Annotated in this window: 37 protein-coding genes; 21 read left to right on the forward strand and 16 right to left on the reverse strand. The window is 53.7% G+C overall.

The features are described from left to right. Window positions 1-123: 123 nt before the first annotated feature. Complete coding sequence (locus tag SynBIOSE41_RS05230) at window positions 124-2,529, reverse strand: S8 family serine peptidase (RefSeq protein ID WP_186539887.1); 2,406 nt, start codon at window positions 2,527-2,529, stop codon at window positions 124-126. 267 nt (window positions 2,530-2,796) lie between these two features. Here SynBIOSE41_RS05230 and SynBIOSE41_RS05235 point away from each other — a divergent pair, with 267 nt between their 5' ends. After that, window positions 2,797-4,056: a glutathione S-transferase gene (locus SynBIOSE41_RS05235; RefSeq protein WP_186539888.1), complete on the forward strand. Its 1,260-nt coding sequence runs from the start codon at window positions 2,797-2,799 to the stop codon at window positions 4,054-4,056. A gap of 160 nt (window positions 4,057-4,216) precedes the next feature. Here the strand turns inward: SynBIOSE41_RS05235 and SynBIOSE41_RS17785 are convergent, their stop codons facing one another. Then, the gene (locus tag SynBIOSE41_RS17785; RefSeq protein ID WP_222930578.1) at window positions 4,217-4,423 is read right to left on the reverse strand and encodes a hypothetical protein; all 207 of its coding nucleotides are present in this window, start codon (window positions 4,421-4,423) and stop codon (window positions 4,217-4,219) included. Between the two features lie 70 nt (window positions 4,424-4,493). Between SynBIOSE41_RS17785 and SynBIOSE41_RS05240 the strand changes: the two genes are divergently transcribed. From SynBIOSE41_RS05240 to SynBIOSE41_RS05250, 3 genes are all read left to right on the forward strand, one after another. Continuing rightward, entirely contained in the window at window positions 4,494-4,832 is a 339-nt protein-coding gene (locus SynBIOSE41_RS05240; protein WP_186539889.1) for a hypothetical protein, read from the forward strand. A gap of 443 nt (window positions 4,833-5,275) precedes the next feature. Further along, window positions 5,276-5,590, forward strand: a complete 315-nt coding sequence (locus SynBIOSE41_RS05245) for a hypothetical protein (protein ID WP_186539890.1) — start codon at window positions 5,276-5,278, stop codon at window positions 5,588-5,590. Then, window positions 5,591-5,890, forward strand: a complete 300-nt coding sequence (locus tag SynBIOSE41_RS05250; protein WP_186539891.1) for a DUF2811 domain-containing protein — start codon at window positions 5,591-5,593, stop codon at window positions 5,888-5,890. A gap of 177 nt (window positions 5,891-6,067) precedes the next feature. Here SynBIOSE41_RS05250 and SynBIOSE41_RS05255 read toward each other — a convergent pair whose 3' ends face one another. After that, the gene (locus tag SynBIOSE41_RS05255) at window positions 6,068-7,576 is read right to left on the reverse strand and encodes a hypothetical protein (protein ID WP_186539892.1); all 1,509 of its coding nucleotides are present in this window, start codon (window positions 7,574-7,576) and stop codon (window positions 6,068-6,070) included. Window positions 7,577-7,978: 402 nt separating this feature from the next. On the opposite strand from SynBIOSE41_RS05255, the gene SynBIOSE41_RS05260 reads away from it, so the two are divergent. Next, window positions 7,979-8,833 carry an NAD(P)-dependent oxidoreductase gene (locus SynBIOSE41_RS05260; protein WP_186539893.1) on the forward strand — a complete coding sequence of 285 codons (855 nt, stop codon included), beginning with the start codon at window positions 7,979-7,981 and terminating at the stop codon, window positions 8,831-8,833. Window positions 8,834-8,853: 20 nt separating this feature from the next. Here SynBIOSE41_RS05260 and SynBIOSE41_RS05265 read toward each other — a convergent pair whose 3' ends face one another. After that, window positions 8,854-9,069 carry a chlorophyll a/b-binding protein gene (locus tag SynBIOSE41_RS05265; protein WP_186539894.1) on the reverse strand — a complete coding sequence of 72 codons (216 nt, stop codon included), beginning with the start codon at window positions 9,067-9,069 and terminating at the stop codon, window positions 8,854-8,856. Window positions 9,070-9,141: 72 nt separating this feature from the next. Here SynBIOSE41_RS05265 and SynBIOSE41_RS05270 point away from each other — a divergent pair, with 72 nt between their 5' ends. Continuing rightward, window positions 9,142-9,576 carry a nuclear transport factor 2 family protein gene (locus tag SynBIOSE41_RS05270; protein WP_186539895.1) on the forward strand — a complete coding sequence of 145 codons (435 nt, stop codon included), beginning with the start codon at window positions 9,142-9,144 and terminating at the stop codon, window positions 9,574-9,576. A gap of 242 nt (window positions 9,577-9,818) precedes the next feature. Then, a complete protein-coding gene (locus tag SynBIOSE41_RS05275; protein ID WP_186539896.1) occupies window positions 9,819-10,340 on the forward strand; it encodes a DoxX family protein in 522 nt (173 codons plus the stop codon). A 17-nt stretch (window positions 10,341-10,357) separates the two neighbouring features. Here the strand turns inward: SynBIOSE41_RS05275 and SynBIOSE41_RS05280 are convergent, their stop codons facing one another. Next, entirely contained in the window at window positions 10,358-10,513 is a 156-nt protein-coding gene (locus tag SynBIOSE41_RS05280; protein WP_186539897.1) for a hypothetical protein, read from the reverse strand. Between the two features lie 47 nt (window positions 10,514-10,560). On the opposite strand from SynBIOSE41_RS05280, the gene SynBIOSE41_RS05285 reads away from it, so the two are divergent. The 6 genes from SynBIOSE41_RS05285 (at window position 10,561) to SynBIOSE41_RS05305 (ending at window position 14,153) form a co-directional block, all read left to right on the forward strand. Continuing rightward, entirely contained in the window at window positions 10,561-10,743 is a 183-nt protein-coding gene (locus tag SynBIOSE41_RS05285; protein WP_186539898.1) for a hypothetical protein, read from the forward strand. A 15-nt stretch (window positions 10,744-10,758) separates the two neighbouring features. Next, the gene (locus SynBIOSE41_RS05290; RefSeq protein WP_186539899.1) at window positions 10,759-11,400 is read left to right on the forward strand and encodes an SOS response-associated peptidase; all 642 of its coding nucleotides are present in this window, start codon (window positions 10,759-10,761) and stop codon (window positions 11,398-11,400) included. Window positions 11,401-11,448: 48 nt separating this feature from the next. After that, window positions 11,449-11,598, forward strand: coding sequence for a hypothetical protein (locus tag SynBIOSE41_RS17790; RefSeq protein WP_222930579.1), 150 nt, complete (start codon window positions 11,449-11,451; stop codon window positions 11,596-11,598). A gap of 199 nt (window positions 11,599-11,797) precedes the next feature. Then, window positions 11,798-12,103 (forward strand): hypothetical protein, encoded by a 306-nt coding sequence (locus SynBIOSE41_RS05295; RefSeq protein WP_186539900.1) that lies wholly within the window; start codon window positions 11,798-11,800, stop codon window positions 12,101-12,103. Continuing rightward, window positions 12,100-12,324, forward strand: coding sequence for a hypothetical protein (locus SynBIOSE41_RS05300; protein WP_066908124.1), 225 nt, complete (start codon window positions 12,100-12,102; stop codon window positions 12,322-12,324). Before SynBIOSE41_RS05295 ends, SynBIOSE41_RS05300 begins: the two co-directional genes overlap by 4 nt. Window positions 12,325-12,650: 326 nt before the next feature. After that, a complete protein-coding gene (locus SynBIOSE41_RS05305) occupies window positions 12,651-14,153 on the forward strand; it encodes a SagB family peptide dehydrogenase (protein ID WP_186539901.1) in 1,503 nt (500 codons plus the stop codon). A gap of 55 nt (window positions 14,154-14,208) precedes the next feature. Here SynBIOSE41_RS05305 and SynBIOSE41_RS05310 read toward each other — a convergent pair whose 3' ends face one another. Continuing rightward, window positions 14,209-14,370: a hypothetical protein gene (locus tag SynBIOSE41_RS05310; RefSeq protein ID WP_186539902.1), complete on the reverse strand. Its 162-nt coding sequence runs from the start codon at window positions 14,368-14,370 to the stop codon at window positions 14,209-14,211. An 8-nt stretch (window positions 14,371-14,378) separates the two neighbouring features. Next, window positions 14,379-14,888: a hypothetical protein gene (locus tag SynBIOSE41_RS05315; RefSeq protein ID WP_186539903.1), complete on the reverse strand. Its 510-nt coding sequence runs from the start codon at window positions 14,886-14,888 to the stop codon at window positions 14,379-14,381. Window positions 14,889-14,999: 111 nt separating this feature from the next. On the opposite strand from SynBIOSE41_RS05315, the gene SynBIOSE41_RS05320 reads away from it, so the two are divergent. The 4 genes from SynBIOSE41_RS05320 (at window position 15,000) to SynBIOSE41_RS05335 (ending at window position 16,624) form a co-directional block, all read left to right on the forward strand. Then, window positions 15,000-15,806 (forward strand): prohibitin family protein, encoded by an 807-nt coding sequence (locus tag SynBIOSE41_RS05320; RefSeq protein ID WP_186539904.1) that lies wholly within the window; start codon window positions 15,000-15,002, stop codon window positions 15,804-15,806. Window positions 15,807-15,897: 91 nt separating this feature from the next. Next, window positions 15,898-16,074, forward strand: coding sequence for a hypothetical protein (locus SynBIOSE41_RS05325; protein WP_186539905.1), 177 nt, complete (start codon window positions 15,898-15,900; stop codon window positions 16,072-16,074). Further along, window positions 16,074-16,349 carry a hypothetical protein gene (locus tag SynBIOSE41_RS18315; protein WP_370594186.1) on the forward strand — a complete coding sequence of 92 codons (276 nt, stop codon included), beginning with the start codon at window positions 16,074-16,076 and terminating at the stop codon, window positions 16,347-16,349. Before SynBIOSE41_RS05325 ends, SynBIOSE41_RS18315 begins: the two co-directional genes overlap by 1 nt. A gap of 116 nt (window positions 16,350-16,465) precedes the next feature. Beyond that, on the forward strand, window positions 16,466-16,624 hold the full coding sequence (locus tag SynBIOSE41_RS05335) for a hypothetical protein (protein ID WP_186539906.1): 159 nt from the start codon (window positions 16,466-16,468) through the stop codon (window positions 16,622-16,624). Here SynBIOSE41_RS05335 and SynBIOSE41_RS05340 read toward each other — a convergent pair. Continuing rightward, on the reverse strand, window positions 16,615-16,992 hold the full coding sequence (locus SynBIOSE41_RS05340; RefSeq protein ID WP_066908112.1) for a DCC1-like thiol-disulfide oxidoreductase family protein: 378 nt from the start codon (window positions 16,990-16,992) through the stop codon (window positions 16,615-16,617). The two genes, SynBIOSE41_RS05335 and SynBIOSE41_RS05340, sit on opposite strands and share 10 nt — an antisense overlap. A gap of 141 nt (window positions 16,993-17,133) precedes the next feature. On the opposite strand from SynBIOSE41_RS05340, the gene SynBIOSE41_RS05345 reads away from it, so the two are divergent. Together SynBIOSE41_RS05345 and SynBIOSE41_RS05350 are read left to right on the forward strand one after the other, a co-directional pair. Next, window positions 17,134-17,436, forward strand: coding sequence for a TIGR03894 family protein (locus SynBIOSE41_RS05345; RefSeq protein ID WP_066908109.1), 303 nt, complete (start codon window positions 17,134-17,136; stop codon window positions 17,434-17,436). Window positions 17,437-17,626: 190 nt separating this feature from the next. Then, window positions 17,627-17,935, forward strand: coding sequence for a hypothetical protein (locus SynBIOSE41_RS05350; RefSeq protein ID WP_186539907.1), 309 nt, complete (start codon window positions 17,627-17,629; stop codon window positions 17,933-17,935). Between the two features lie 424 nt (window positions 17,936-18,359). On the opposite strand, the gene SynBIOSE41_RS05355 is transcribed toward SynBIOSE41_RS05350, so the two are convergent. The 6 genes from SynBIOSE41_RS05355 to SynBIOSE41_RS05380 form a co-directional block, all read right to left on the reverse strand. Beyond that, complete coding sequence (locus SynBIOSE41_RS05355; RefSeq protein ID WP_186539908.1) at window positions 18,360-18,611, reverse strand: Nif11-like leader peptide family RiPP precursor; 252 nt, start codon at window positions 18,609-18,611, stop codon at window positions 18,360-18,362. Between the two features lie 321 nt (window positions 18,612-18,932). Next, window positions 18,933-19,112, reverse strand: a complete 180-nt coding sequence (locus tag SynBIOSE41_RS05360; protein WP_255476029.1) for a Nif11-like leader peptide family RiPP precursor — start codon at window positions 19,110-19,112, stop codon at window positions 18,933-18,935. A gap of 224 nt (window positions 19,113-19,336) precedes the next feature. Continuing rightward, complete coding sequence (locus SynBIOSE41_RS05365; protein WP_186539909.1) at window positions 19,337-19,585, reverse strand: Nif11-like leader peptide family natural product precursor; 249 nt, start codon at window positions 19,583-19,585, stop codon at window positions 19,337-19,339. A gap of 58 nt (window positions 19,586-19,643) precedes the next feature. Further along, window positions 19,644-19,973 (reverse strand): Nif11-like leader peptide family natural product precursor, encoded by a 330-nt coding sequence (locus SynBIOSE41_RS18320; protein ID WP_186540854.1) that lies wholly within the window; start codon window positions 19,971-19,973, stop codon window positions 19,644-19,646. A gap of 24 nt (window positions 19,974-19,997) precedes the next feature. Continuing rightward, entirely contained in the window at window positions 19,998-20,183 is a 186-nt protein-coding gene (locus tag SynBIOSE41_RS05375; protein WP_186539910.1) for a hypothetical protein, read from the reverse strand. An 825-nt stretch (window positions 20,184-21,008) separates the two neighbouring features. Continuing rightward, on the reverse strand, window positions 21,009-22,460 hold the full coding sequence (locus tag SynBIOSE41_RS05380) for a glycosyl hydrolase family 57 (protein WP_186539911.1): 1,452 nt from the start codon (window positions 22,458-22,460) through the stop codon (window positions 21,009-21,011). 726 nt (window positions 22,461-23,186) lie between these two features. On the opposite strand from SynBIOSE41_RS05380, the gene SynBIOSE41_RS05385 reads away from it, so the two are divergent. Continuing rightward, window positions 23,187-23,678 (forward strand): hypothetical protein, encoded by a 492-nt coding sequence (locus tag SynBIOSE41_RS05385; RefSeq protein WP_222930580.1) that lies wholly within the window; start codon window positions 23,187-23,189, stop codon window positions 23,676-23,678. Between the two features lie 44 nt (window positions 23,679-23,722). On the opposite strand, the gene SynBIOSE41_RS05390 is transcribed toward SynBIOSE41_RS05385, so the two are convergent. Together SynBIOSE41_RS05390 and SynBIOSE41_RS05395 are read right to left on the reverse strand one after the other, a co-directional pair. Beyond that, window positions 23,723-23,983, reverse strand: coding sequence for a hypothetical protein (locus tag SynBIOSE41_RS05390; RefSeq protein ID WP_186539913.1), 261 nt, complete (start codon window positions 23,981-23,983; stop codon window positions 23,723-23,725). Window positions 23,984-24,196: 213 nt separating this feature from the next. After that, on the reverse strand, window positions 24,197-24,355 hold the full coding sequence (locus tag SynBIOSE41_RS05395) for a hypothetical protein (protein ID WP_186539914.1): 159 nt from the start codon (window positions 24,353-24,355) through the stop codon (window positions 24,197-24,199). Between the two features lie 137 nt (window positions 24,356-24,492). On the opposite strand from SynBIOSE41_RS05395, the gene SynBIOSE41_RS05400 reads away from it, so the two are divergent. Next, window positions 24,493-24,747 (forward strand): hypothetical protein, encoded by a 255-nt coding sequence (locus tag SynBIOSE41_RS05400; protein ID WP_066908087.1) that lies wholly within the window; start codon window positions 24,493-24,495, stop codon window positions 24,745-24,747. The last annotated feature ends 23 nt before the right edge of the window (window positions 24,748-24,770 follow it).

The following is a 24,770-nucleotide window of genomic DNA, read 5'->3' on the forward strand; positions in this document are numbered from 1 at the left end:
CCTCAGTCGAAGACTGACTCTTGCTGGACAGAGAGTTTTGATGCATTTCGATCTGCTGCATTTAAAAAAGGACCACCCCATTGGGATGATCCTTGCTGCTGTGTGTAATGGGTTGTGGATCACTCAGGCCAGGAACTGATCGTTGGTATAGAAACTTGCCAGTTCATAGTTCTCTGCAAGTGCATGAGAACGGCGGACTGCAGCTTCTGCATTGACCATGCCATGGCCAAAAGCATCATCGCGACCTGCAGCTCCAAGATCCATGGCGCTGTGGGTCAACAGATCACGTACGTCGCTGCCTGAGAGGCAAGTGTTTTCAGACCAAACCAAAGCAGCAACACCGGCCAAATTTGGGTTGGCACAGGATGTTCCACCGAAGTCTGTGATATCGCCGTTTCCATTGACAGCTCTGCTGTCGGTGGGTGCGGAGAGGGTCAGGTCATCGCCTTGATTGGAATATCCAGCGATTTGAGTGCCGGTAACATTGGTGATGTTGTCGATCTCATCAGTTGCTGTGAACTGAACAGCGCCGACGCTCGCAATGTTCCCAAAGTCGGTTTGGAAATGTGCAAGATTCTGTGTGCTGACACCATCTCTGGACCAGTTATTTCCTGCCGCAACTGAGAAGAATCCATAATCTTCTGTTTCAGCCAGAGATTCCATCATTTGTTCTTCGGTAATCGAGCGTGTGTTTCCACGGGGACCCCAAAGACCTTCACCACCGAAATTCGCACCATTCTGAAAAACAAGGCGTTCATGAGATTCTCTGTCAGCCTTTGCATCTTCAATTGCTCCGTGAAAGCCTGGCTCCCAGACTTGATAAGCCCACATTTGGCTCCCGGGTGCGATTCCTGCAATTCCTTGCCCATCGTGACGCGCTCCCATGATGCTCATTGAGTGATGGCCATGATCACGAAATGCAGCTCTGGTATCAGTATATTTACTTGTTTTGTTGACGACATGATCAATTTCATCGTCAATGTCATCAGCATTGCCAGCAATATCACCAATTCCAGAATCAAGAGAAACCATTACCACATCACTGGAGCCTCGATTAAATCGCCAGGCACCAGAGACATCCATGGCCTGGAGGTTCCACTGCTCTTTGGTGGAATCACTCATGTTGGCGCGGACTCGGATGTCACCGTCTTCGCAGGAGATTGTTTCAATGCCCTGTAGATAGAGCTCATCTCCGTTGTTGAGATTGAGAACGTCAAAGACAGTGCCGCCGTAGAATGCTTGTTCACCAAGCGCTGCGCCGCCCGCTTCCGATTGCCCCAGTTGGTTAACAGAACTACCGTTGAATTCAAGGAGGTCGTTTTTGTTGATGCCATCGAGCACTAGTGTGTCTGTGCCGCCACGACCGCGGTAAATTCTGCCGGTATCGAAGGAATTGCCAAAGAATCCTCCGTTGTAATCCAGATAGGTAAAGGTATTTGCTGTGACGTCACCTCGATAACCACTCCCTACATCCAGGGCATCAATCATGGTGATATTTTCATTAAAGTCTTCGAGATTGATGTTGAGTCCGTTAACGTAGTTTGCATCAATATCGACGTCAATATTCCATGTGCTGCGTCGGTCAAGTAAGCTGTCAGATGCTTCCAGTTGATCCTTGAGATTCACGTAGAAACTGCTTTGATCAAGGTTGAGAGTGGTGCTGCCAAGATCAACAACTTCGCCAGTGGACGATTTGGTGGCAGAAACTGTCGCCGATACCGAGCCAGGCAAGTTGAAGCTTATTCCCCCCCAGTGATTGAATTGAGGTGCATAGATATTTTTCAGACTGTTGAGGTAGTTCTTGTTGTAGCTGATTTCCAGCGCTCCATCTTCAAAGACTTCCTTTTTTGATGCATCACCTGATGCATCAAAGATGCGTTGTAGCCCGAACACTGAACCCAGATTCAGATTGCGGTCAAAGTAATGCTCCCTTCTGATGAGATTTGTTTGGCGGTTGTTTCGACCGATGGCAGCTTGTGTGATCCCATTGCTGGACTCTTGTCTCCAGGCAACACGATTATCAATGATTCCTCGGCTGAGCTCAGGGAAAACGCCTCCTTCTGGTTCGGTTTCTATTCCGTTGGATTTGCTGTGCATTAAGACATTGCTTTTGAACGGAGCTCGCTGCTCCTGTCTATTTGCTTTCTCAAAGCCTTGACCCAAAGTTTTAGAGGCCTTGCCTGACCTCATGAAGTCTGTATTGCCTGTGCTCTTGAACCCAATTGGATCCCTGTCAAGGCCAATGCTTCTGAATGACCTTGACCATGATTTTGCTGCACTTGGTTGTCTGCGACCAACCTTTGCCCACTGTGTCGAATCACCCTCAAAGCGTGCTTCACCATTCAGTCGAGAGTTGAAACTGGTCTGTGCTCGTGACTCGAACTCGTTGGCTTCCTGGCCGTATTGCTCGCCGCGGTTGTTGTCGAGGCGCTCCGGTTTGTTGAATCTGTTTGTTTGGAAGCGACGTCGTCTCGGGGCTTGAAAATAGGATTGAAATCGGTTCAGAAAAAACGAATTGGTGTTGAACATGGGAGGAGAGTGATGTGGAGATTGATCTCCGGCGTATTCACCATCCTTCTGATTTCAGGTTGATGCGTTGATTGACATCAACAACAGTTGTGATCTTGCTCACAACGTGACTCGGTGCTGTACTGACTAGTGCGCATTCCTCGGTTGTGCCTGCGCTGAAATTGTGTCTCGTTTCTGGAGACTGTCCTTTGGACCCTCCTGGTGAACTTCAATCACCCTCTGATTGCTGGCACGCCAGCATGAGATTGATCGTTTGTTGCAACACCCATGGCTGATCCCGCAGTGTCTCAGCAGGCACTCAGCTGGTCTGCATTGAATGCACTTGCTCCGCCTGCAGCCGAGCGCATCGAGGGTCCTGCGAATGCTCAGGCCACGTTGCGCCTGTTTGGTCAGCTGGAGGAATCGGTTCGGGTCACACTGTTCCGCGATCACCACGCCTGGTGTCCGTACTGCCAGAAAGTGTGGCTCTGGCTTGAGTTCCGCCGGATTCCGTATCGAATCCGTAAGGTCACCATGCGCTGCTATGGCCCGAAGGAGCACTGGTTCACGGAGCTCGTGCCTTCCGGGATGCTCCCGGCTTTGGAGCTTGATGGCCGGCTGATTACCGAAAGTGATCGCATCCTGGAGTCGCTGGAACGCAGCTTCGGTCCTGTCGGCGCTCCCATGGCCGACCACAGAGTGCGTCGGCTTCGCGATCTGGAGCGCCTGCTGTTCAGGGCCTGGTGCATCTGGTTGTGCACCCCCGGTCTGGGAGAGGGCCAGGAACGTCAGGCTCGTATTCAGTTCCAGGGTGTGGCCAAACAGATGGAGCAGGCGCTCGCCAGCGGGGGAGGTCGCTGGCTGGATCCCGATGCACCGGATGGTCCGATCCCAGGCACAGCCGACCTGGTGTTCATTCCCTACGTGGAACGGATGAATGCCTCACTCGCTTATTTCAAGGGCTTTGCCTTGCGCCAGGAGCATCCCGGAATTGATCATTGGCTCACTGCACTGGAGCAACTGGAGACCTATCGAGGTACCCAGAGCGACGTGCACACCCATGCCCATGACCTGCCGCCGCAGATGGGTGGCTGCTGGGCTGATGGCAGCCAGGACCAGCAGCGGATGGCTCTTGCTGTGGATTGCGGTGCGGGACTTGATGAGCTCGAAAGTCGCTGGAGCTCGTCAGGCGCAACGGTGTCGCCGCCGGGGCGTGCGTTGGAGAGAGTGCTGAGGCATCGCAGCACTCTCCTGGCCCGAAGTCCCCTGGGGGATCGCTTCGACCAGCCACTGAGAGCCGCACTGAGTGCGATGGTTCTGGAACAACCTGTGGAACCGGAGAGTGGATCGGCTGCAGCTCTGCGCTATCTGCGCGATCGGATCTCCGTGCCCCGCGACATGCCGCTGGAGAGTGCCAGGGTGCTGAGGCAGAGTCTCGAGTCCACTGCTGCACTCGATGGTGATCAGCATGCTGATGCACTGCCGTTCGAGCATCGTTTCGATCAGGACCCCAGACCGTTCTTGGACCCATCACAGCTGATGCGTTGACGGAGTCACTGGAGCCAATGCCAGAACATTCCGGAGGCTCTTTCCGATCAAAAAGCATCGTTTTGGCAGCGGATCTCAACCACCGGTTCAAAGGCACTGGCTCAACTCTTGATCCCGATCCTTCCGATCTCTCGACCCGGATCGGTCAACAAGCGACCGATCATTGCGAATGGGTATACAGGGATACCAGATCAGCAATTTCAGGGTCAATGCACCATATGTGGCGTTGACGAGCCTCGTGAGTGATCCCAAGATGTGCTTCCCCATCACTCTGGCCCGGCTGCACCAGCAGTGGGGTCTTTTTATTGATCTGCTGGGCTGGGACGAAACTCTTTTCCTGATCAGAGTCAGAGGGGCGACCGTCCATGAAGGTTCGGTTTTAGGAACTTTGCCTGCATCCCCACCTGATCGACGCTGAATGCAGCTCAAGCAAGGCGATGACCACAAAATTGGCTGCTGCAAGCAACTTCCTTCAAAAGCAATGCAGCAAAGTGCTGCTGTGTGCTGGTGTGATCGGCACCACGGCATTGGCAATGGCACCGGCAGCGGACGCAAAAAATAACCACCACCACCACCACCATCACCATCACCACAACCAGCATGAGCTGAGGCAGTTGCGCCGTGACATCCGTCATGACACGCGTGTCTACAGGCATGCACGCAGGGCCTATCAACGTGATGTCAATCGTTATCCCCGCGTGATGCCTGCCTATGGCTACGGCCCTGGTTACGTCTATGGAACACCTGCAGGCTTTGGGATTCAACTGCGCTTCTGACTGCTATTCGAGATGCCTGATGATTTCAAGCAGGGGTCGGTGAGCAGTGTGATTTCGCCATCACGGCGAAATGACCAATCAACATCGCCCCCAGGTTGACCGCCAGCCCTCAAGGACTTCGAAGCTTGCGGCTGTGAACCACAAGTCGCTGAACAGATTCAGACCTCTTTTCGGCAGGCAAGTTCTGTCACTTCAGACCCCTAGCACTGGTGGCTCTAGGCAGTGGGTTGAGCTGGAACCCCGAGTTTTGCAAGGAGACTGCTAACCGCCGCTCCGCAATCTGCCATTCAGGAGCAGGGCATGCGGTTGAGTTTCAGATGGATCGCGCCACTGGGAACCAATCAGTAGCGAGGGCTACCACTAGTCCCAACCTGCCTGTCCCCTGTTTGTTTCTCAAACGTCTTTGCTCTTTGCGGGTCCTGTGAGACTTCGAGGGATAAGCCTTGCTGATGGCATGTTGTCCTGTGGAAAAGAAAGGTGGTTTTCCACCAATCTCTGGGGCTTTTCCACAGGAAATCTGTGAAAAACCTTTCAAAAAAAGAAAGTCTGTGGTTTTTGACCCGGGTGCCATTCGCCGCTTGACAGAAGAGCGTGCTCGCTTGGAAGGGAAAGATTCGATTGCACCGCCAACCCAAACACCCCTGCAAACAAATGAGTCTCATGTGAGACCAGGAATTCCTGGCAATTCCGCGAGCGCTTTGACGTCCGCCTGGATTCATGGCTTTGTGGTGGCGGAAAGACGGATGTCCAAAGACTGAATGGATCGCAACCAACTGGAAAGCTGCATCAATCCCGCGTTGGCAAGGCCCTCTGCAGATGAGACGCCCTACGTGAGCCTGGAATCTGAAATACCTGAAGTCCTGTTCGCGGCAATGAAGGGTTTCATTGGTGCCAACCCCAACTGGGATCAATATCAGGTGATGAGTTCAGCGTTGGCGCGATTTCTCTACCAGAATGGTTGTAGTGAGAGAGCTGTGACTGAGCGCTATCTCGATGACTTGTTCACGACAACAACCTCTCAGTTACAGACCAAAAAGGAAGACATCAGAACTGCTTGAAATTCAAATTTCTCGTCATGACCTCAGTCGATTCAATTGCTGATAGACCCGAGTGAAGTGCTGCCTGTCAATCCGAGAGCTCAGCCATTCAGTGGCCGGTGAAGGTTGACTTTCTGCTTCTTCATTGCCATGGCTGGCAACTTTGGATTCAATCGTTCCTTCGAGCAGCTCTGTCGATCAATGCCCGCTTGGATCAATTCGATTCTCGTATGAAAGTAATGGGGTGCAGGTGTCATTTCCAGAGGCGATTTCCTGCACTGTCTGTGTGAAAAAGTTCAGAACTTTCTTGTTTTCGAAAATTTTCATATGGCTGATCTTTGCAAACTCTTTTATTTCGCATTCTGGGTTTCTTAACCACACGCGGGGGGCCCGATTCATCCAATGGCTATCGCCTTGATCGCCCGAGGTTGTGATTAATTCCGGTCCGTCCTGTGAGTAAAGCCCACCACATTGAGGATTTGTGCAATTTGGATTAGGGGCATGCTCTCGAGCAAAAACAAACCCTGCCGTTGTCGGCAGACCCGTACCGAAAACGACACGGGTCGGCACAGCTAGTGGCTCATGATCTCGTGCGCCCTGCAGGAACCAAGTCTGCTTGTCCAGTGCGTAACGATCGGCCGCCTTTGCGATCGCCAATGCACCTGCCTCTCGCAACAGAGCACTTGAATCTCTGGCCCGATAGGAGCTCTGACCCCAGCGATACAAAATTTTTTCTCCGTAAACGCTGCTTTGTAGACCGAGTGCGAGCTCCCCAACCCATGTCATATCCGAAGGTGACGCCACATGGTTGTTGCTGTCCCAGCTCCATTGCTTCTGGAATGCCCAGCGCAAGCAATCGCTGCACCCGGAAAACTGGCCAGCGAATGAGAAGAACAGTCCCACATGCTGAGCAACCCAAACCGGATCCTGCGTACGCAGAAATTGATAGGCCAAAAGACACCCTTGGCTATGGCAAGCAAGCGTGACTTTCGTGCCATTGCTTTGTTCGACTTGGCCGATGATCAGGTTTTTGAGATCTGCCGCAAATCTGGTTTCACCTGGTGGATATCGGTAATCAAAGGGGATGCAAGCCAGATTCTTGTTGGTCTCCCAGCCCTCGGAGACAAGACTCTCCACCATGCCTCCGTAACGAGGACATTCACGTGCGAAATCCCGGCCGATTGAAACTGGCCTGACCCGAACCCCTCGACGGTTCCGTGCTGATCCATCCGCATCAATCCTGAGCTTGAGCCAGTCCCGTACAAAACCCACATCCGCCGCCTCCAGTCCACTTCCTCGGGCATAGTCCAGAGCATTGGCCACCGGAGGGCTGAATCCTGCAAAAACTGCGTCTGGATTCATCGCAGGGAGCAGAAAATTGAAGTTCGCTTCGGGTCGCCCCTCTCTCTCAACCTCCACATGCAGTGCGCCCATCCCGTAGCCGGGTACGAAAATGATCGGCGGCAGAGGCTTCCGGTCTGAACTTGTGCTTCCGCAGAACGCCAATCCAAGCAACAGCAGGGACAGTGACCGGAGTGCTGTGGATCGAGGCTTGATCATCCCTGCGCATTGCCTGACCGGTGGCACGTCAGATTCACGATTGGAGGTTTTGGTCGTGAAGGCAATCCTCGATTTGACCGATGCCAAGGCCTTGATTACCGCCTGGGGGTGAGACCCCGCCAACCGCCTGAGCAGAGGACGTCTCAAGCCTGAAGCTTCACCCCCCTGCCTGTCTCCATCAGTGATGGGGTGAACAATGCATCAGCTCCCTCGGTCAAAGGCTGGGATAGGCGTTTGCCAAAGCCCAAAGAGCCCAGGCTGCGACGTAAGCGAAGGTCAGCGTTGCCCAGGCCGCAGTGATTGAGCTCGGGCGCTTGGACATTGGCAACTGAATTTTTCTCGCCATCACTGGAGGTCAGACATTTCCCATTGCTCGCTAGATCCTGCCCAATCGACCACCCATGTCTGCGAGTTCTGACTCAGCGGTCTACTCGGCTATGGCGATTCAGGCCTCATCCCTTTTCCCAGCAGGCTCATCGAGTTGAACCGATCGATCGAGCGGGTGGGTCCGCAACCTGTTGCAAGGTGGAGCGGATTCCAGGCAGGCTGATGACCACGATTACTTTGCTGGGTACTGGCCTCCTGGGCGCTGCGATCGGCCAACGGCTGCTCAAGGTCGGCTTCACGCTGAACGTGTGGAATCGCAACCCCGCTCGCTGTGCTGTGCTTTTGGAGGCAGGGGCCCAGCAGCTGCATCATCCCGGCCAGGGGCTTGAGGCTTCATCGGTTGTGGTCACAGTGCTGCGCGATGGCCCCGTCACCGCGGAGATTGTCCGCAGCCTCGGTTCTCTGGGGGGGAGGTGCATTGTGCCGATGGGCACCATGGGGATCAGTGAAAGTGTTGCCCTAGCTGAGCAGGTGCGCCTTCAGGGGGGCTCCTATCTGGAGGCTCCTGTGTTGGGTAGTCGTCCGGAGGCGTTGAAGGGCAGCTTATTGGTGATGGCCGGTGGCGAGTCGAAGGTGTTTGACGCTCAGTTGCCCCTGCTTCGGCAGCTGGCATCTGAGCCGCGTTTGATGGGTGCCGTGGGGACGGGTGCTGCCTCGAAGCTGGCTCTCAATCAGCTGATCGCCAGCCTCACCCATGGATATTCACTGGCGCTGCGTCTGGTTCAAGCCTCCGGTCTGGACGTCGATCGCTTCATGGAAGTGCTGCGCCTTTCAGCTCTTTATGCCCCCACCGTCGATAAGAAGCTGGTGAGGATGATGTCTCACCAATACGGAGATCCCAACTTCAGCACCAGTCTGCTGCGCAAGGATCTTCTGCTGTTTCTGCGTGAGGCGCGATTGGCGGGGGTGAATGCCACGGCTCTGGACGGACTCGCAAGCTTGCTCGAAGGCGCTGTTGACACCGATCTGGACGCCGGCGATTATTCCGCCCTTCATGAACTGACGGATGGACGCTGAGTCGACGGTTGTGTTCAGGCTCAGCTGAGGTACCAGCGGATCAGGTCCATCACCTGACCGGCGGGACCATGTCCGGTGATGCATTCGCCGACGATCGCGGCTGCGAATCCCACCATGGCGGTACGCCCATTGATGCGCTCAACAATTTCCAGCGCCGAGGTGTTCCAGGGACGATTGGTGGTGAGACTTTCTCCGAAGGCTTCGATGGGTTCGTATTGATATTGCTGGTCGGGCATGGGACAAGGCGCTTGTGCGGGAGAGAAGCTTATGCAATGTCCGCAGGAATCTGAATAGTGTGATTTCCCTCCATGCCATCTGCTGCTGTGAACGTTGATCGTCTGCGTGAACTGTTCACGAAGCCCTACGGCATACCTGCTCCCACTGAGGAGCAATGGCGAGAGCTGTACGACGAGAACGTGCGCTTCAAGGATCCAACTCAGGAGCGTCAGGGCATCAAGGCCTATGTCGAAGCGCAGGACGGATTGATGCGGCGTTGCGATGACGTCTACCTCACTCCTGGCGCCATCGCGGTGGAGGGGGACACTGCATTTGTGGAATGGGAGATGGGTCTCAAGATCAAGGGGATCGAGTTCGTCTATCCAGGTACCACTCGCCTGCTCTTCAACGCGGAAGGCAAAGTTGAGGATCACAGAGACTATTTCGATTTTGTGGGCCCCACGTTTGAGCCTGTTCCCGTGGTTGGTGGTTTTGTGCGCTGGCTTTACAAGCGGTTTGTTGACTGAGATCGGCTCAGTTTCCAGAACAGGAGACTGATGGTCGCAGCCCCAAAACCAAGGAACAAAGTGATGAGAGCTTCGCTGCCCATGTCAAGCACTCGTAACGTTGCTTCATTATGTGGCATTTGGGCGGAGCTGTGTTGCTGGTCTTGAATGGGTATATCTGCTCATTTTTGCCCTGATCCGTTCTTTCGGCACACGATGTGGGGGGATGGTCTCTTACGTTTCGTAAACTAACTTTTATTTCTGTGATCAGGGCAATCCTCACTAAGCCGTTCCTTGCAGACGCCGGCCTCCTCGTACTTCGGGTTTTCACCGGAGTGCTCCTGATTCATCACGGCTACGAGAAGCTCGCCAACATCGATAACTTCGCTGACGCTTTTGTCCGTCCTCTCGGACTCCCATTCCCGATCACGCTTTCTTACATCGCAGCTTTCTCAGAAGTTGGTGGCAGCTGGCTGCTGATCACTGGATTGCTGACACGCTTCGGGGCCCTGGCCATCCTCGGAACAATGAGCGTGGCCATCTACCACGCTGTGAGCACATCGGGTTTCAACATTTATCTGCTTGAGTTGCTGGGTCTGTACTTCGCTTCCGTGGCGGCAATCCTCGCAGTTGGTCCCGGCCGATTGTCTGTTGACGAGTTGATTGCCCGACGTTTTGCTCCGGATACTCGTTCTCAGGCTGATCGTCTTGAAGCTGCCTTCGTCGCCAACAACGAGCCAGCTGAAGCAGTCAAAGCTGATGTCGTTGCTGACGGGGTCAGCTGAATCTGTCTCGCCCTGCTTCAGTACACAGACTGAGGCAGGGTGAAACCACTGTTCATATGCTCAAAATCGAGCATCACCCAACTGACCCAGATCACCAGAACAATTACGCCGGATACAGCAGCGAAGCGAGCGAAATTGCGAGCAATCAGCTCAAACATGCTGATCTCCTTCATGGGCTTAGGGCAGGGACCTTCATTTTGCTTGATTTGTCGCTTCGCTGATGCCCTTCCAGCTCGACACTCCCACACTCAGCCTGCTTCTGTTTGGATCGGTTTTCGCTGGTCTTCAGGTGTGGTGGATTGGATCGCTGGTGATTCGCAACAACAGCCGTCGCGGCGAGAGACCTCTCAGCACGCAGCAGTTCCGCCGCGATCTGGAACGTATCTTTCGAGAGGAATCCTGATCGAGCCGACCTGAGATGTGCGGTCGTTTTGCCCTCTCGACGCCCTTGCACAAGTTGCCTCCTGTTTTGTTTGACGGGATGGCTGAGGACCATCGCACTCGCTATGCACCAAGGGACATGATTGTTCCTGGTGAGCCCCTGCTGGCCTGTCGGTGTGATCAGTCCGGTCCGGAGGCATCGTTGATGCTCTGGGGACTGATCCCAGGCTGGTTGAAGGACCCCTCCACCGGCCCCAGGCCCTTTAATGCCCGTGCGGAAACGGTTGCTGACAAGCCCAGTTTTCGAGGGTCCTGGCGTCATCGACGCTGTCTGATCCCTGCCAGTTGTTTCTTCGAAAAAGGTCGCACCATCAGGCGCATTGATCGCCAACCTTTCTGGCTTGCTGGTCTCTGGGAGCGTTGGCTGGGGAGTGACGGCAGTGAGGTTGATACCTGCACGATCCTCACCACGATTCCGAATGCGCTCGTCAAACCCCTGCACCACCGGATGCCCGTTCTGATTCCGGAGGGATTGGAGGAAGCCTGGATGGCTTCCCTTGACGGCCAGCAGCTGAGAGCTCTTGAACCGCTGCTCGCTCCATGGGACCCGAGTGGTTGGGAAGTGGTTTCAGATCGGGCCGATGGTCAGCTTTCGTTGCTGCCTGCCCTGCAAACCTGATCAATGTGTTGACGCAATGCTGATATCAGCAGCGTCCATTGAGTCTTGATGGCCTGTGAAGCCGCAATCTTGAAAGCATTGTCAGCAGTTGTGCAGGGAGTTGTTGCCAGGTTTTCCTCTCATACAGCGATTGACTTTTCCCTTACTGGTTTTTCGATCATCTTCTTTATGCTGACCTGGGAAATGGCCAGTCGTTGAGTTGTTAACTTCAGCAGGCGATTCAGGCTCTGATCGTTCTTGGGTGGCGGAAGTCATCCATGATTCTTATTCATTCGGGTGCTGTCTGAATCCATCGATCAACAGCAGTTGCTGCTTTCAGCAGGCCGGTTAGGTCGTCAAGACCTGCGCCAGTACTCACTTCCGAATCAATTGATTCCCGCTCCTGGCCAAGGAGACCTTGCTGCTTGGAGCAATTGATACGACGCAGGAGCGCGTCGGTATCAAAATCCAATCGGGACTGATGATTATGGCTAACACGCAAGCTACAACTTTTCAGCGTCGCGTTGGAGAAGTGCTCATTGCTCAATTCTCCTCGAAGTTGCTGCTCAATCTGATTTTTCTCCTCACTTGGGTTTGGGGATTGTTCTGGATTGTCAGCGCAGGAGAATCGGATTCCAGTGTTTTCTTTGCGGGTCTGCCTGCCATGCTTCTTGTGGCCGGCGCATGGTTCACCTTTTTGAATAGAGGCTTTGACCGGAAATGAACAGCTCCAATCAGGCTACAACTGAATTGCCGAAGAATTTTCGTGCCTTTGGCTTTGCGTTCTTTATGGCTGGTGCTTTCTTCCATTGCATGGATTTCCTCGGTGTTGAAGACACTTTGATGTGGGGAATGGGGCTTGGCTTCCTGGGGGCATTGCTGTTGTCGTTGTATTTCTGGACGCGGATGGCAGTTAATAAAAAAATCTGGAAATATCTTGTCTAAGCACTGGCTGCTGATCCGGTAGTTGTTTCTGATTGATTGCGAGCTGTTTCTGGGCTCTAGAAGTTACTCCTTGGTTAAATTACTCAAGCTTCTTTTGTTTGGAATTAGAGAGTATGGTTGCTGCTCAAGTGTCGATTTGCTTATCCCGGAGGTCCTGATGGCCTTCAGAGCGAATGTGGTTTGTTGTTCTTTGATTCGCCACTGTTCTGTGGTCCGCAAAGATATCTGTGTGAGTTGTAGCTGGTCGCAGTGATTGCCTGCTTGTGGTGAACCATGATTGACATGGTCTGAATTTGCCGTGGGCACTTGGGGCTAAGGTTAAGGCGATGCTTAGCTATAGATTCCGTGATGGTGTGCAGGTTGGTTGGGGTGAGGACAATGTTGTCATCACGGCGCCCTATGCCACGCGACTGAACTCGATCCGACAAAGCCTGCGAATTGATCATCCAGGTGACTCGTTGAAGAGTCTTTTGAAAGATCTGGTGGGAACTGGAGTTGATCGAGAAAATCTTTTAATCCTGGATAATGCGTTCTCCAACAAGGCAGAACATCGAGAGCTTCTGAGCGAGCTTGATAAGTTTTATACGAAGGGACTGCTTTTAACTGAAATCAGTGGTTCGGAGGGCACTGCGATCTGTCTTGCTCCTGTGAAGCCGTCGCTTCATCGCAAGACCGCTCCAGAGGGTATTTATCGCATCAAGTTTTCAAAATTTGTCATTGTTCAACCCTCGGTTGATGGTCTGGAGATTGTCTCGCCTTTAGCAACGGGAGCTGTTCGTCTGAAGGATCAGAGATTGTTTACGATTCTTGTGCAGCTTGCAGCAGCCTGCGATGAGGCAACAATCAGAGGGTGTCTTCCTGATGATCTTCAGTCGCATTATGCAGATGTGATTTCATTGCTGTTGAGCTCCGGCGTTGCAGGAGTTTGCGACGGATGGGGTGTTGCTGACATTGATCAAGATGCTGTTGAGGCGGGCTGGACGTTTGAAGATCTCGCTTTTCACTGTCACACACGTGAACAGATGATTGACCTTTGCCGTAATCAAGCACGCCAGACGCCAATCGACAAAAAGCAGTTTCCTGCGAAGCATCAAAGAATCATTCGTGGCAGTACAGCTCTTCCATTGCCATCCCGCATTAATCACAACCTCAGTTTTTTTCAAGTTGTTCGCGAGCGGAAAACAATACGTGCTTATCAAGAGCAGCCGATTAACGCTGGGCTGCTGAGTGATTTTCTCTGGCACTCCATGCACATCCGTGAGGAAATCTCCTGCGATCCGGGCCTGTCGCGAGCCTATGCAGGCTTGTTGAAACCTGTTGCCAGCGCTGGAGCTCTTCATTCGATAGAGCTGTACCTGTGCATCAACCGATGCATCGGTCTTCAGCCAGGTTTTTATCACTTCGACTCCTCTGATCACTCCCTGGGAAAGCTGTGTGATCTCATCGACCCTTGCTTGCAGATGCTCGAACTGGCTGCGGCCTCAACCTGTCGTGCACCTCAGGCAGCTTCTGTTTCGCCAAGTCAGGGTCAGTTACCTGATGTGCTTGTTGTGATGGCTGCCCGTTACGGCAGAAATGCAAGTCTTCATCAGCAAACAGGATTGCCCTATGCGCTGATCCTCAAAGATGTGGGATCGATTTATCAGCAGCTCTATCTTGTGGCGACGGCTCTGGGACTCGCTCCTTGTGGGCTGAGTTTTGGCAGCAGCGAGTTGTTTCAACAGGCATCAGGCCATCCCGGGTTGCTGGAATGTTCCGTAGGTGAATTCATGATCGGCAACCCACCGTCAACGCATGGCTTTGAGCCAAAGGCTGGTGTTGTGGGGTGAACCAGCAGGTAACTCTGTTTTGCCATTGCGAATCCGAATGGTTTGGGCTCTGGCGTTAAAGCCTCTCCTGCCGAAGACGCCTCATCGTGTTTCTGGGCATCATCCGATTGTCTTGCAGTGAATGGATGCGATTGCCCTGCTGTCGAGCGCGCGGGTGATAGCTGATCAGCACTGTGCCAATCAGCATCAGAACGATCGCTGCTCCGGCTCGCAGCATTAGGAGCATCAGCTGAACTCATCTTCAAGCCCAGGTTGCACCACGCCCTGTTCGAGCGGCAGCAATTCCTCGTCGTCCCCAGCCCTGCTGCGCACTGGTGCGCTGAAACCGCGAGCACGTGGGTTTTTCACCTCAAAGGGTCCCGGTGTTCCAGCCGGTACCGCCAAGCGCAGCGCAAAAGAGTGGTCTCCCGGCAGAACATCGCCGATCGATCCCACCCGCGTCCGGTTCTGGAGCACCGGTTCGCCGCTGCGATCAAGAATCCGGGCATAAACATCGGTATCCACAACGGAGTTGCGGCCTGGGTTGCTGACGTTGCCGCTGAGCACATAGCAGCTCGCTCCTTCAAGGCTGGTGATGTTGCTGCGCTGTCTGTTGCTGTCTCTTGGCTGAGAGCCCGGGTCGGAAGCATCGCAGGGAGCAAGAGTTACGGAGGTGAGCTTCAGGTCTGCGGCCCATGCCGGTTGCGCTATCAGCAGAAGGGCAACAAACAGCAGTGAGAACAGACTTCTCAGCATGGGACCCAGACAGGATGGGCGGACGCTATCAGGGCTCGATCGCCCCCGCGAGCAGAGAGCGCCGCCTGTCGCTAGAAGAGGGCGAACTCGTGCGTCCGACGCATTCATTTCATGCAGAGCCCCTCGTCGATGCGATCGGCCACACCAGGAGGTCCCGAAGGCAGCTTGGTGGCGATCGTTGCCCTTGTGTTGGCCGGTTTACTGCTCCTGGGTCAGGCATTGTTCGTGGTCCCAGCCGGTGAGGTCGCGGTGATCACAACCCTTGGCAAGGTGAGCGGGGCTCCGCGCCAGCCGGGCCTCAATGTGAAAGCACCTTTGGTTCAGCAGGTGTGGCCATTCAGCATCAGGACTCAGGTGAGGCCGGAGAATTTCGCCACTCTCACCAAGGATCTTCAGGTGATCCAGGCCACAGCCACCATCAAATACGCCTTGCGCCCTGATGAAGCAGGCCGCGTTTACAGCACGATCGCGAGCAGTGATCGCGATGTTTATCCGCGCATCATTCAGCCTTCGCTGCTGAAAGCCTTGAAGTCTGTGTTCTCGCAGTACGAGCTGGTCACAATCGCTTCTGAGTGGAATGACATCTCCTCGCTTGTGGCCTCAACGGTTGCCGAGGAACTGGACCAGTTCGATTACGTGAAGGTTGTGGGTCTGGATCTCACCGGTCTGGAAATTGCTGAGGAATACAGAGCAGCCATTGAGCAGAAGCAGATAGCTGAGCAGCAGCTGCTGCGCGCTCAGACGGAGGTCAAAATCGCTGAACAGGAAGCGCTGCGTTACGACACGCTCAACAAGAGCCTCGATGATCAGGTTCTCTACAAGCTCTTCCTGGACAAGTGGGATGGCCAGACCCAGGTTGTGCCTGGACTGCCTGGGGGTGCAGGCGGAACCCCCCCGGTGATTGTCGGTCGCAAGTGATGCTGTCTCAGCTGCCGGCACTGATGAAGCCATCTGCTTTCGGGAGAGATGTTCTCCCGGCTCGTGGTTGGCTTCAGGGGCGGGTCTGTATATGAGTCAACGTGCAGCCACAGGCTTGCTGCTGGTGCTCCTGCTGGGTCTGATCACCCATTTCGCGGCCCGTATGCGCGTGAGGGTTCAGTACCGGGTTCTGCCGCAGCAGGGACCTTGGCCTGAGGCCCCTGGTCCTTCACAGCAACGGAATCAGCTGCCAGGAGTGCTGATGTGATGGCTGGTGCCATAGCGCCGGCCCTGGAGAAGAAAAACCGATGGATTCCGATGAACCCGTCAGGTTGGGTTAGCGGTGAAGAATCCCTCTGGAGGCTCACCATGTCCATGAAACAGCTGGAGACTTTTCTCGCCAGGGCTAACGGCAACGACAACATCCGCCGCGAGGTTGAGCAGTGCGCTGGTGATACAACCTGCGTGGCCAAGGTCGGAATGCGCCATGGTCACAAGTTCTCTGCTGCCAACTTCAGCCGCTGGCAGCGCGAGCACCAGTGATCATTCGGGCCGCCGCTTGAATCGGCGCGCGGCCCTTATGTAACGGCACGTTGACGACATCCACGCCTTCTCGGTGGGAGCTTTTAGAACCTTCTCGACGGAAACTAGAGCGCTCCATGCAGATCAGCTTCAGCAGTGAACTGGCTCATTCCATGGCGGTGATGTTGCTGGAATTGCATGCTGAACTTGAGGAGTTCGCTTACCAGCACGATCACGCGTCTGATCATGCTGAGCAGCCGTCCCCCTATCTGCTGGAAAGCCCCGCTCAAGCCTGATCAGGATCCACAGGCAGTCCACGCAGTCCCAGCGCGATCTGTCGAGCCATCAGCAGACCCGGATAAAGACGATTGGCCCGACCGGAATCGCTGAAGACAACATTCAGCAGACGCAGCAGAGGGTCGCTTGGGGAGAGCTGTTGACAGAGCATTGCGATGGCTTCACTGCCATGCCAGATGTTGTCTTGATCCATCAGCACAGCGCCGTTGCTGAGATCGAACCCTTTGTTGCGCAATTCCGTCCTCAGTGCGTGGTCACTGCGCCCATCCCTGATCACCAGGTCGGGCAGGCCGCCCATCAGTTCACTGCGTTGGGCGAAATGCCTGCAGAAGGGGCAGCCGCCGTCATAAACAAGAGTCAGAGCCATGAAGACATCCTGGCGCGTTCAGATGCCGTTCAGAGGCAGTTCCCGACAACGGTCCGCAGCCAAGTGTCACTTCAGCTGAAGCGGGCTGCACTCCGAACGGTAGGTTGATGCCATCGATTAGATGGATCGCATCAGGCTCGAATGGCAGACAAGGAACTCCTCAGAGAGGTGGCGCTTGAGCTCTGGGGCTCAGTCAAGAAGCTGCGTCCAGGCCTGCCGAGGGAGTCTCGGCTTGAGCTCACGCTCAAAGCTCTGATGGTGATCGGTGATCTGCATGACCAGGTGCAGGCTGCTGTGGTGGTTGGCGTGATCGCTGAACAGGAACCCCCAGAGAACGAGCCTGAGGGGCAGGACGTGACCAAATCGGCAGACGCTGCTCCCGAGGTCGAACAGACACCTGACGGTCGCCGGGTGGTGCGTCGCCGCTCCCGCTCCGCCGGTTGAATCGAGCGATCGCGCCGGTCGTCTTTGAGGCAGCAGGGCTGGGTCCCGGATCCTTTTGGGTGCCGTTGCTATCCGAATGAGTGAAGATAGTCAGCCCTTGAAACGATCGTCAGGACTGTGCAACTCCAATGATTCCTGCCCTTTCTGAACCAGGCGTGTGTGGCTCCATCTCAGCGATCAAGCTCCGCTGATGAGTGGTGGCCTCTCGCGTGAATCGCTCAAAGAGCGACAAAGGTATGCCGACTGGTATGAGGAAAAATCTGAGCAGGAACAACAGCTGATCGATGAGATTGCTGACTGTACTGATTATATTCTTGGAGAAGATCAGAATAATTCATTTATCTGTCTTTTGAGGCAAAATGGAATTGAAACAGCTGATCAGTTTGCTGATTCTTTTTGTGTTGAATATGAGGGTATCGTTGAGTCGGATGAATTTGTGGTTGTTGTTTTCGAGGGTAACTCATACTTTTTCAGGAGATTATGTGGCCGGTTTCGGTAATGCTTTTGCCTTGATCTCTAGGGCTGCTGTGTCTCTGCGATTTTCGCATAGCCCTTTCGCTTCCTTGCGAACAGGCTTTTCGGTATAAGGCTTTAGTTGTAAAACAATCGTTGTGCGTAGGTGGCTGATTGGATCGGTCTCAATGATTGGGAGGGCTGCCGGTTTTTGTGCAACAACCAGATCACATCCATGCAGGGCAAGGGCCCCAAAACCGGAGAGTCTGAGCTGATCACTGTCGCTGAGCAAGTATTGGCCGGAGTTGCTGATCAATGCCCAGCTTTGTCAGTGATTTAGTTTTATCTCTTCCTGCGCAGTTCCGCTTGATGACGCCAGTCACAGCCTTCAAAGTCGCCTTTGATACTGTGCCCAGCCTCCATGCGTCAGTAAGCCGTCCTTGCGTTATGTCGTATAGGGCTTATCTGTATCACCCACATAAAATGTCGGTCACACATTGTTGCGGCAGATAAGAGAAACTGCGTCCACCAGCCCCGCCTTCCAGCTCTTCTGCAGAAATCTCTGATTGAGCTTTGCTGAAGGGATCAGCAGGAAGATGAAATCCAGCGTCTTTGGCAATGGCGGCAACAGCATTGGTATCAGCTGCGGCTTTGAGCTGCTCCTGAAGGCTGATGTTGCCTTTGGCGTTAGCCAGGAAAGCTGTGAGTAGTTCTTGTGTCATGGTTCTAAGCAATGAATGTTTAGGGGTGTTGCCCCCTGTACTGCTTCAAGGTCACAGTCTTTCTGGTGAACCCCACTACACAGCTCAGGTGCAGATCGCGAGAGGTTCTGGTGAACATCTGGTGAATGGCTCAGAACTTTTTCATGATTTAGGTAGGTAATGCATCCGCCCGCCTGATCTCTGCTCAACTGCACTCAAGCGTGCCAGGTATTGGAGGCTGATTTATGGGATTAGTTAGGCTATTGAAGCAATAAAAAGCACCTGCCAATGCAGAGGTTTTGAGTGTGTAAGCTGTTGAAGATTGATGGAGGCTTAGTATGTCTAAGTGCAGTGATGTTTGCCTCCAGCTACACCTTCCAATTCTTCTTCCGACAATTCTGATTGAGCTTTCTTCAATTCGTCGGCAGAAATACTAAATCCAGCCTCTTTTGTGATCGCGGCAACAGTATCAACAACAGCAGCAGCTTTGATCTTCTGCTGAAGAATGGTGTCGCTTTGCAGTTTCTCAAGGAAAGAGTTGAGTTGTTCTTCTTACATGGCTATCAGGGGGTTAAGCGATCACAGCAACGATACTTTGAAGAGAGTTTGATTAATCATTGCTGTCCTCAATCGCGGCAGCTGCCGAAAGCTGATTCACGCATTTTTTGGGTGACTGAAACAACAAAAACTCACCTCCTAATACCAGGAATTATTGGTGTATAAGCTAAAGGAGTTGAAAATGTGTTTCATAATTCAAGTGTTCCCCTGCATGCACATATGCTTTGTTTTGCTTGTCCGGCACCAATCAAACTATCCAGCTCTTCTGCAGAAATCTCTGATTGAGCGTTTTTCAAGTCGCCTGCAGAAATCGTAAAACCAGACTCTGTTGCAATAGATACCACAGCATTAGCATCAGTAGCCGCTTTAAGCCTTTCTTGCAGACTGGTGTCAGTTTTTACCTTTTTCAGGAATGCCTTAAGTTGTTCTTCTGACATTGAATCAGCTCATATCTTCCAGGCTAGTTAAAGCTCTAAAACGGCTTACGCTCTGTCTTTACTGTCGCTTTGATCCTATGACACCTAAATGAGATGCAAACGCTTCACAAAAGCAATAAGCTCTTCGATTCGGTGAAAAATCAGTTGTCATTGCTGCTCCCCTTGCACAGTCAAACGCCTGTGTTGACAAATGTGCATTCCACCCACCAGCCTCGCCTTCCAGCTCCTCTTCGCTGAGTAGATCAAGCTTGACAGAAGTGAATTCATGACCATGTTCTTGAGCGATAGAAACAACTTCATCAGGTGACTTGGCCGCTTTTAGCTCGTTTTGAAGACTGGATTCGCTTTTGGCTTTGGCGAGGAATGCCTTGAGTTGTTTTAAAGATATGGGTGATTGGTCAGTACAGAAGACTCAGCCATGGCCAGTAGGAGCGCCAGCCGTATTGCGAACACCATCCTGGCTTGGTCCTGCCAAGTGGGTCTTCAGTGGTGGCAGCGCTTGATCGAGTGATCGCCGCGCTGAAGCTGCTGCAGCCTGAGAGGGCAGGCCTCCATTGATCTGTATCGACCATCCACGCCATGGTTGCAGTGCTGACATGTCAGGAGGATTCAGGTTGCTTGTCAGTTCTGCAGCTACCGCTCATCCAAAACAATCCACTTCGCTATCGCCCCTCACTGCTGTTGTAAAGCTGCACTAAGCCACGATGATGGGAGGGGCGAGTGGGTTCCGGACGCTTTCCGATGAGACTCGAGTGTTGAAGAAAATGAAACATCGGCACGACAAGACTGCTCGCAAGAAAAGGCGCAAGAGGCACATGGTGGTCATCGATTATCTACCGACAGAATTCACGAGCTTGTTTAAAACCAAAATAGGGTCTGGATCATCAAAATGACTACATTCACTTACAGCCTTTTGGCTGGCTTTTCACTCTTTGCAGTATCAGCCGCATTGTTTGCATTGCCTTATATGGGGCATTGGCCGCAAAGCTGATGAACCGATGATCAGTCCTCTTAGCGGTGGGGAGGGCTTCGCCTTCTGAGTCACGCCGCTTCAAAGCAACGCCTCGCTCTCATGAGTGGGGCTGTTTCAGCTGATGCGGAAGCCGGTGGCGTCGATGCTGATGGGAACAGCTCCTTCACAAGCGCAATGCAGCTTTTTACGAGTGCATTGCATTGGCAATGTTGTTGTGATCGTTCAAAAAATATCGGAAATTTCTAACTCCTGATGATTTACCTCCACGCAGCTGGAAGCCCCCGTGTCGCTTCTCTCCAATCAGAAAGGAATTTGCGTTGTTCGCGATCTGTTCTCTTTCATTTCTAGTACCGCACGTGCCAAGTCAAGCGGTGTGAGTCGACGCAGTGCTGTGGGCAAGGGTTGCAACCCTTGCCTCTCGTCAGTGACTGGACCTGTTGAAAGATCAAGCTATCGATCCAAAGCTTCCATCCCTTGGTCGTAGATATCAGTTGCATACTGAGTCCATTGGCCTTGTCCCCAGTACCTGAAGCAGCTGGTTTCCAGCAGCAGTAGATGCATCAATGCATCTCGGAAGACTGGCGACTGCGAGAAGCGCGGCTGCTCAGAGAGTTGCTGATCGAACTGCTGATGAAAGCTTGCGCTGAAGCGCTGCATCGGTTGGAGCACGTTGTCGTATCCCTCAACCCAGCTGAGGTTGTTGGTCCATGAGGCGCCTTCCATTGAAAAACCATCGTTGGCTGAGCTGAGCTCATGGATGGCTGCAGCAACGTCTTCGATGTCACCCGACTCACCCGCCCTCTGCCACAGACGATGCTGGTGCACGGCCTGGATGCGGGGAAGGTCGCTCGTCTTCAGTCCCAGCTCTTCCAGTTGTTCCAGGTATTCCGATCCGTTGAGCGCGGCTGTGTCAGGGTTGCTGTCTCGAATGCGGCGATTGGCCTGACGGAAGGCTTCCGGAAATTCATTCATCATTACTCCGCCGTTCTCGCCGTCTGCGATCTGGCTGACGAGAGAGGGGATCTCAGTGGTGCCAAGCGTTTGGCGACTGAGCCCTAATGCCTCCTCGCAGGGTTGCATTTGCCCGACAAGTTTGGTGTCAGATCCCTGGGTCTTGATCAAGGCTGTGATGCTGATCTCCTCGCCTGAGCAGGAACGGGCCACCAGCCTGTTGGGAGCAAAGCGTTGTTGGTTGCAGAGGGGCGAACCATCCAGCTGCTCCACGCTGTGCTCCTGCACAAGCAGCCAGTGATAACCGGCTTCGAGCAGGCTGTTCACCAGAGCAAAAAGCGTGTCCGGGTGATTGGGCAGGTGCATTTCCGGCAGTGAGAAACCCCGCACCCGCTGGAGCGCGCTGTCGCCGAACAGGTCTGCGAACTGGTGTTGCCAGGCGCTGATCTGCAGAGCCAGATCAGGAATGGGTGTTGAGGGTGCAACCGCATGGCTCCAGAACGTGCCGAGCCATTCCACGTGCCTGTTCATTTCTTCGTCACAGGCCAGGTAATAGAGAGCTTCGGTGATGTCCCGCCGTCCCATCTGCGTGACACCCCAGAGCAGATTTCCGGAGTAATCGAGCATGATCCGCGGATCGCACCCCTCTCGGATCAGCTCCGGGATCAGATCGGCCATGCGCCTGTAGCACTGAGCGAAAGGCTCAGCGTTGTGGTTATCACCTTCATCGGGGTGTTCCAGCATGTACTGCAGGTGTGAGATCAGAGCCCCATTGGGACCTGCGGGCACCGTTGGCTGGTGCATGTGCAGCGCGCAGGCGAAGGCGGATTTCAGATCCTGCAGAGCGCACTCGGTTGATGATGGCCAGTTCCGGCTTGATTTCTGCATCAGAGTGCGCAGCTCCTGCTCTCTTCCACAGATCGCAGGCTGGTGTGCTGATTGGACCGCCATGAACGCTTCGCTTGTTGAGCAGGGTGTGATTGATGCTGGCCATGATCAGCAGATGCCGTGCACGCTTTCCTCGCCGATGGTTGTGCAAACGAGCTGACAGACAGTGCTGCAAATCGTGTTGCAAGCCGTTTCGCAATACGTTCTGGAATCTGAGCTGCCGATCCTACTGAGCAATGTTGATTTTAGTATGCATGAATGAACCCCCGGAATTCAGAATTAGTGCTGAATCCCGGGGGTTTTTTCCAGCAATTCGCTGGTTTGTTGACCGCACCATCCGGACGAATGGAACGGCCTAAATCGCTCGTTTGTTCATTGGCTTCCTGTCTGAATCTGAACGTGAATCCTGGTTGAATTCGTTGCGAAGGACAGTTTTGAAGCGAAGGAAAGTAGAAGCGAACAATCCTGCGGCAAGCCACTGGGGCCAGGTTTCTCTGAGGTTTGGCTGATCGGTTCGTCTTGATGAACCGATCAATTGCACCTCATGTTGGTTGAGGGAAACGCTGGAGCAGTGACTTACAGCCGAATCGCTGCTCAGATCTGCTCAGGTGGAGTGTCTGCCGTCATCCGGTGCCTCCGATTGGATATCTCCAGTGTTGATGTTCTGCGGGCTGTTCGGCAATCAGTGCAATCACGCATTGTTCTGCGTTGAGAACTGAGTAAGGCTGAATGCAGCGTGGCTTCTGCGTGGCTAAGCATTCAGTGAATCAATTCACTGAGGCTGCGCTGATGCTTTCCCCCAGAGTGATGAAGCTGTTGGTGAGTGCCCTCTGCGCTCTCCAGCCACTGGCTCTTCCTGTCGCCTGGGCTGGGCATCACCATGGCGGTGGACATCACCATCACTCAGGACACGCTGAGTTCCACTACCACCCCCGTTATGCAGGTGGTGCCTGGTATGGCCACCACGGTCAGTGGTATGGGCATCACCATCACAACCGCTGGGACTGGAACAGCTTCGGTGAGCTGGCGGGGGCTGCTGTGATCGGTGGATTGATCAGCTCGGCTTTTCATTCGAACAATCGAACGATTGCTGTGCCGAACAGTGCTTATCAACTTGATTACGACAGTATCCGGGTGAATGGATCCACCGTGATGTTCAACGTTGACGGAGCGCCAATGAGTGCGGACTGCACCAGCGGTTATCTCAACGGGCATTCCGCTGAAAATCGTGGCCAGGCTCAGTTGGTCAACGCGGTTTGCACGGTGGCCTTTGGAAAGTGAACTGCCTCGATGAGGACTCGTTCAGCGTTTCGCTTGCAGCTGTTTCAATCCTTGGCCCAGCGCTGGTTGCACCTGCTGGAGCAGTTCATGTCCCCGTCCGGGTAGCTGTAACCAGCTTTGCGGGCATTTCTCTGAACTTCCGCCGGGCTTGAACCGCTGAAGCTTCTGGTTGTTTTGGCCTCGACCGCAATGGTGGCGGCCAGCAATCCAGTGGCTGTGACCAGAGCGATGCTGAATGGGCGCATGATCAGGGTGCTGAGTCGTTGATCCTCCGTTTTTGATGCGTTCAGGTCAAGAAATGGCAAGCAATTGCCTGAATGTGCCTGATTGATCCCAGGCTTGAACGATGGGATTGCTTCACTGTCCGCTGTGCATCTGCCTGGCTGTTTTGTCAGCTCTCCGTTTTTCTGCGTACGCCGTCATGGCCTTTCAACTCGAAAGACAACGGTCTCAATCTTGCGCACGCGCCGATCAATCGATGGGGGTGCTGATTCGTCTGTAGTGCAGAGGAATTGTCATCACTGTTCCGACACCACCCAGGCGGTTGCAGCCCGTTGACGGATGTAGAGATCAGTCAGTTCACGTGCCAATGACTGAAGCTCATGCACATCAGTGGTGGCATCGATCATCCGCTTAAGCGACTCGGCTTCGAATTGCTGAGAGAGGTTGACACGCATGAAATTGCCAATCAATGTGGAGATCTTAAAAAAATGTCATGTCTGGTCGCGAGCTTGCCCGTGGGGCCGATCTGTGGCTGCGCTCGCGATAGCCCGACACGAGCGTCATGATGTAACGACTTCGTTACAAAGCTCCGATGACTCTTGGCGAACTGTTTCTGGAAAGCCTTTCCACAGGTGTGATCACGGAAGATGAAGTCGATTGGCTTGCTTCTCATCAACACGTCTTTTCGCGTGCCGAAGAGGCTGCCGCAGTCCGTCTCGGTCGCTTGATGGACGATGGTGTAGTGAACCTCGGTTGCCGGGTGCCCCCTCAGTGGTTCCAGCATCGGGATGTGGTTGAACATTGGATTGAGCCGCTCGGCCGTCGGCGTCATGCGACGCAAGCTTGATTTGATGCTCAGCCCCCTCAGGA

The sequence above is a fragment of the Synechococcus sp. BIOS-E4-1 genome (assembly GCF_014279995.1).
Lineage (GTDB): Bacteria > Cyanobacteriota > Cyanobacteriia > PCC-6307 > Cyanobiaceae > Synechococcus_C.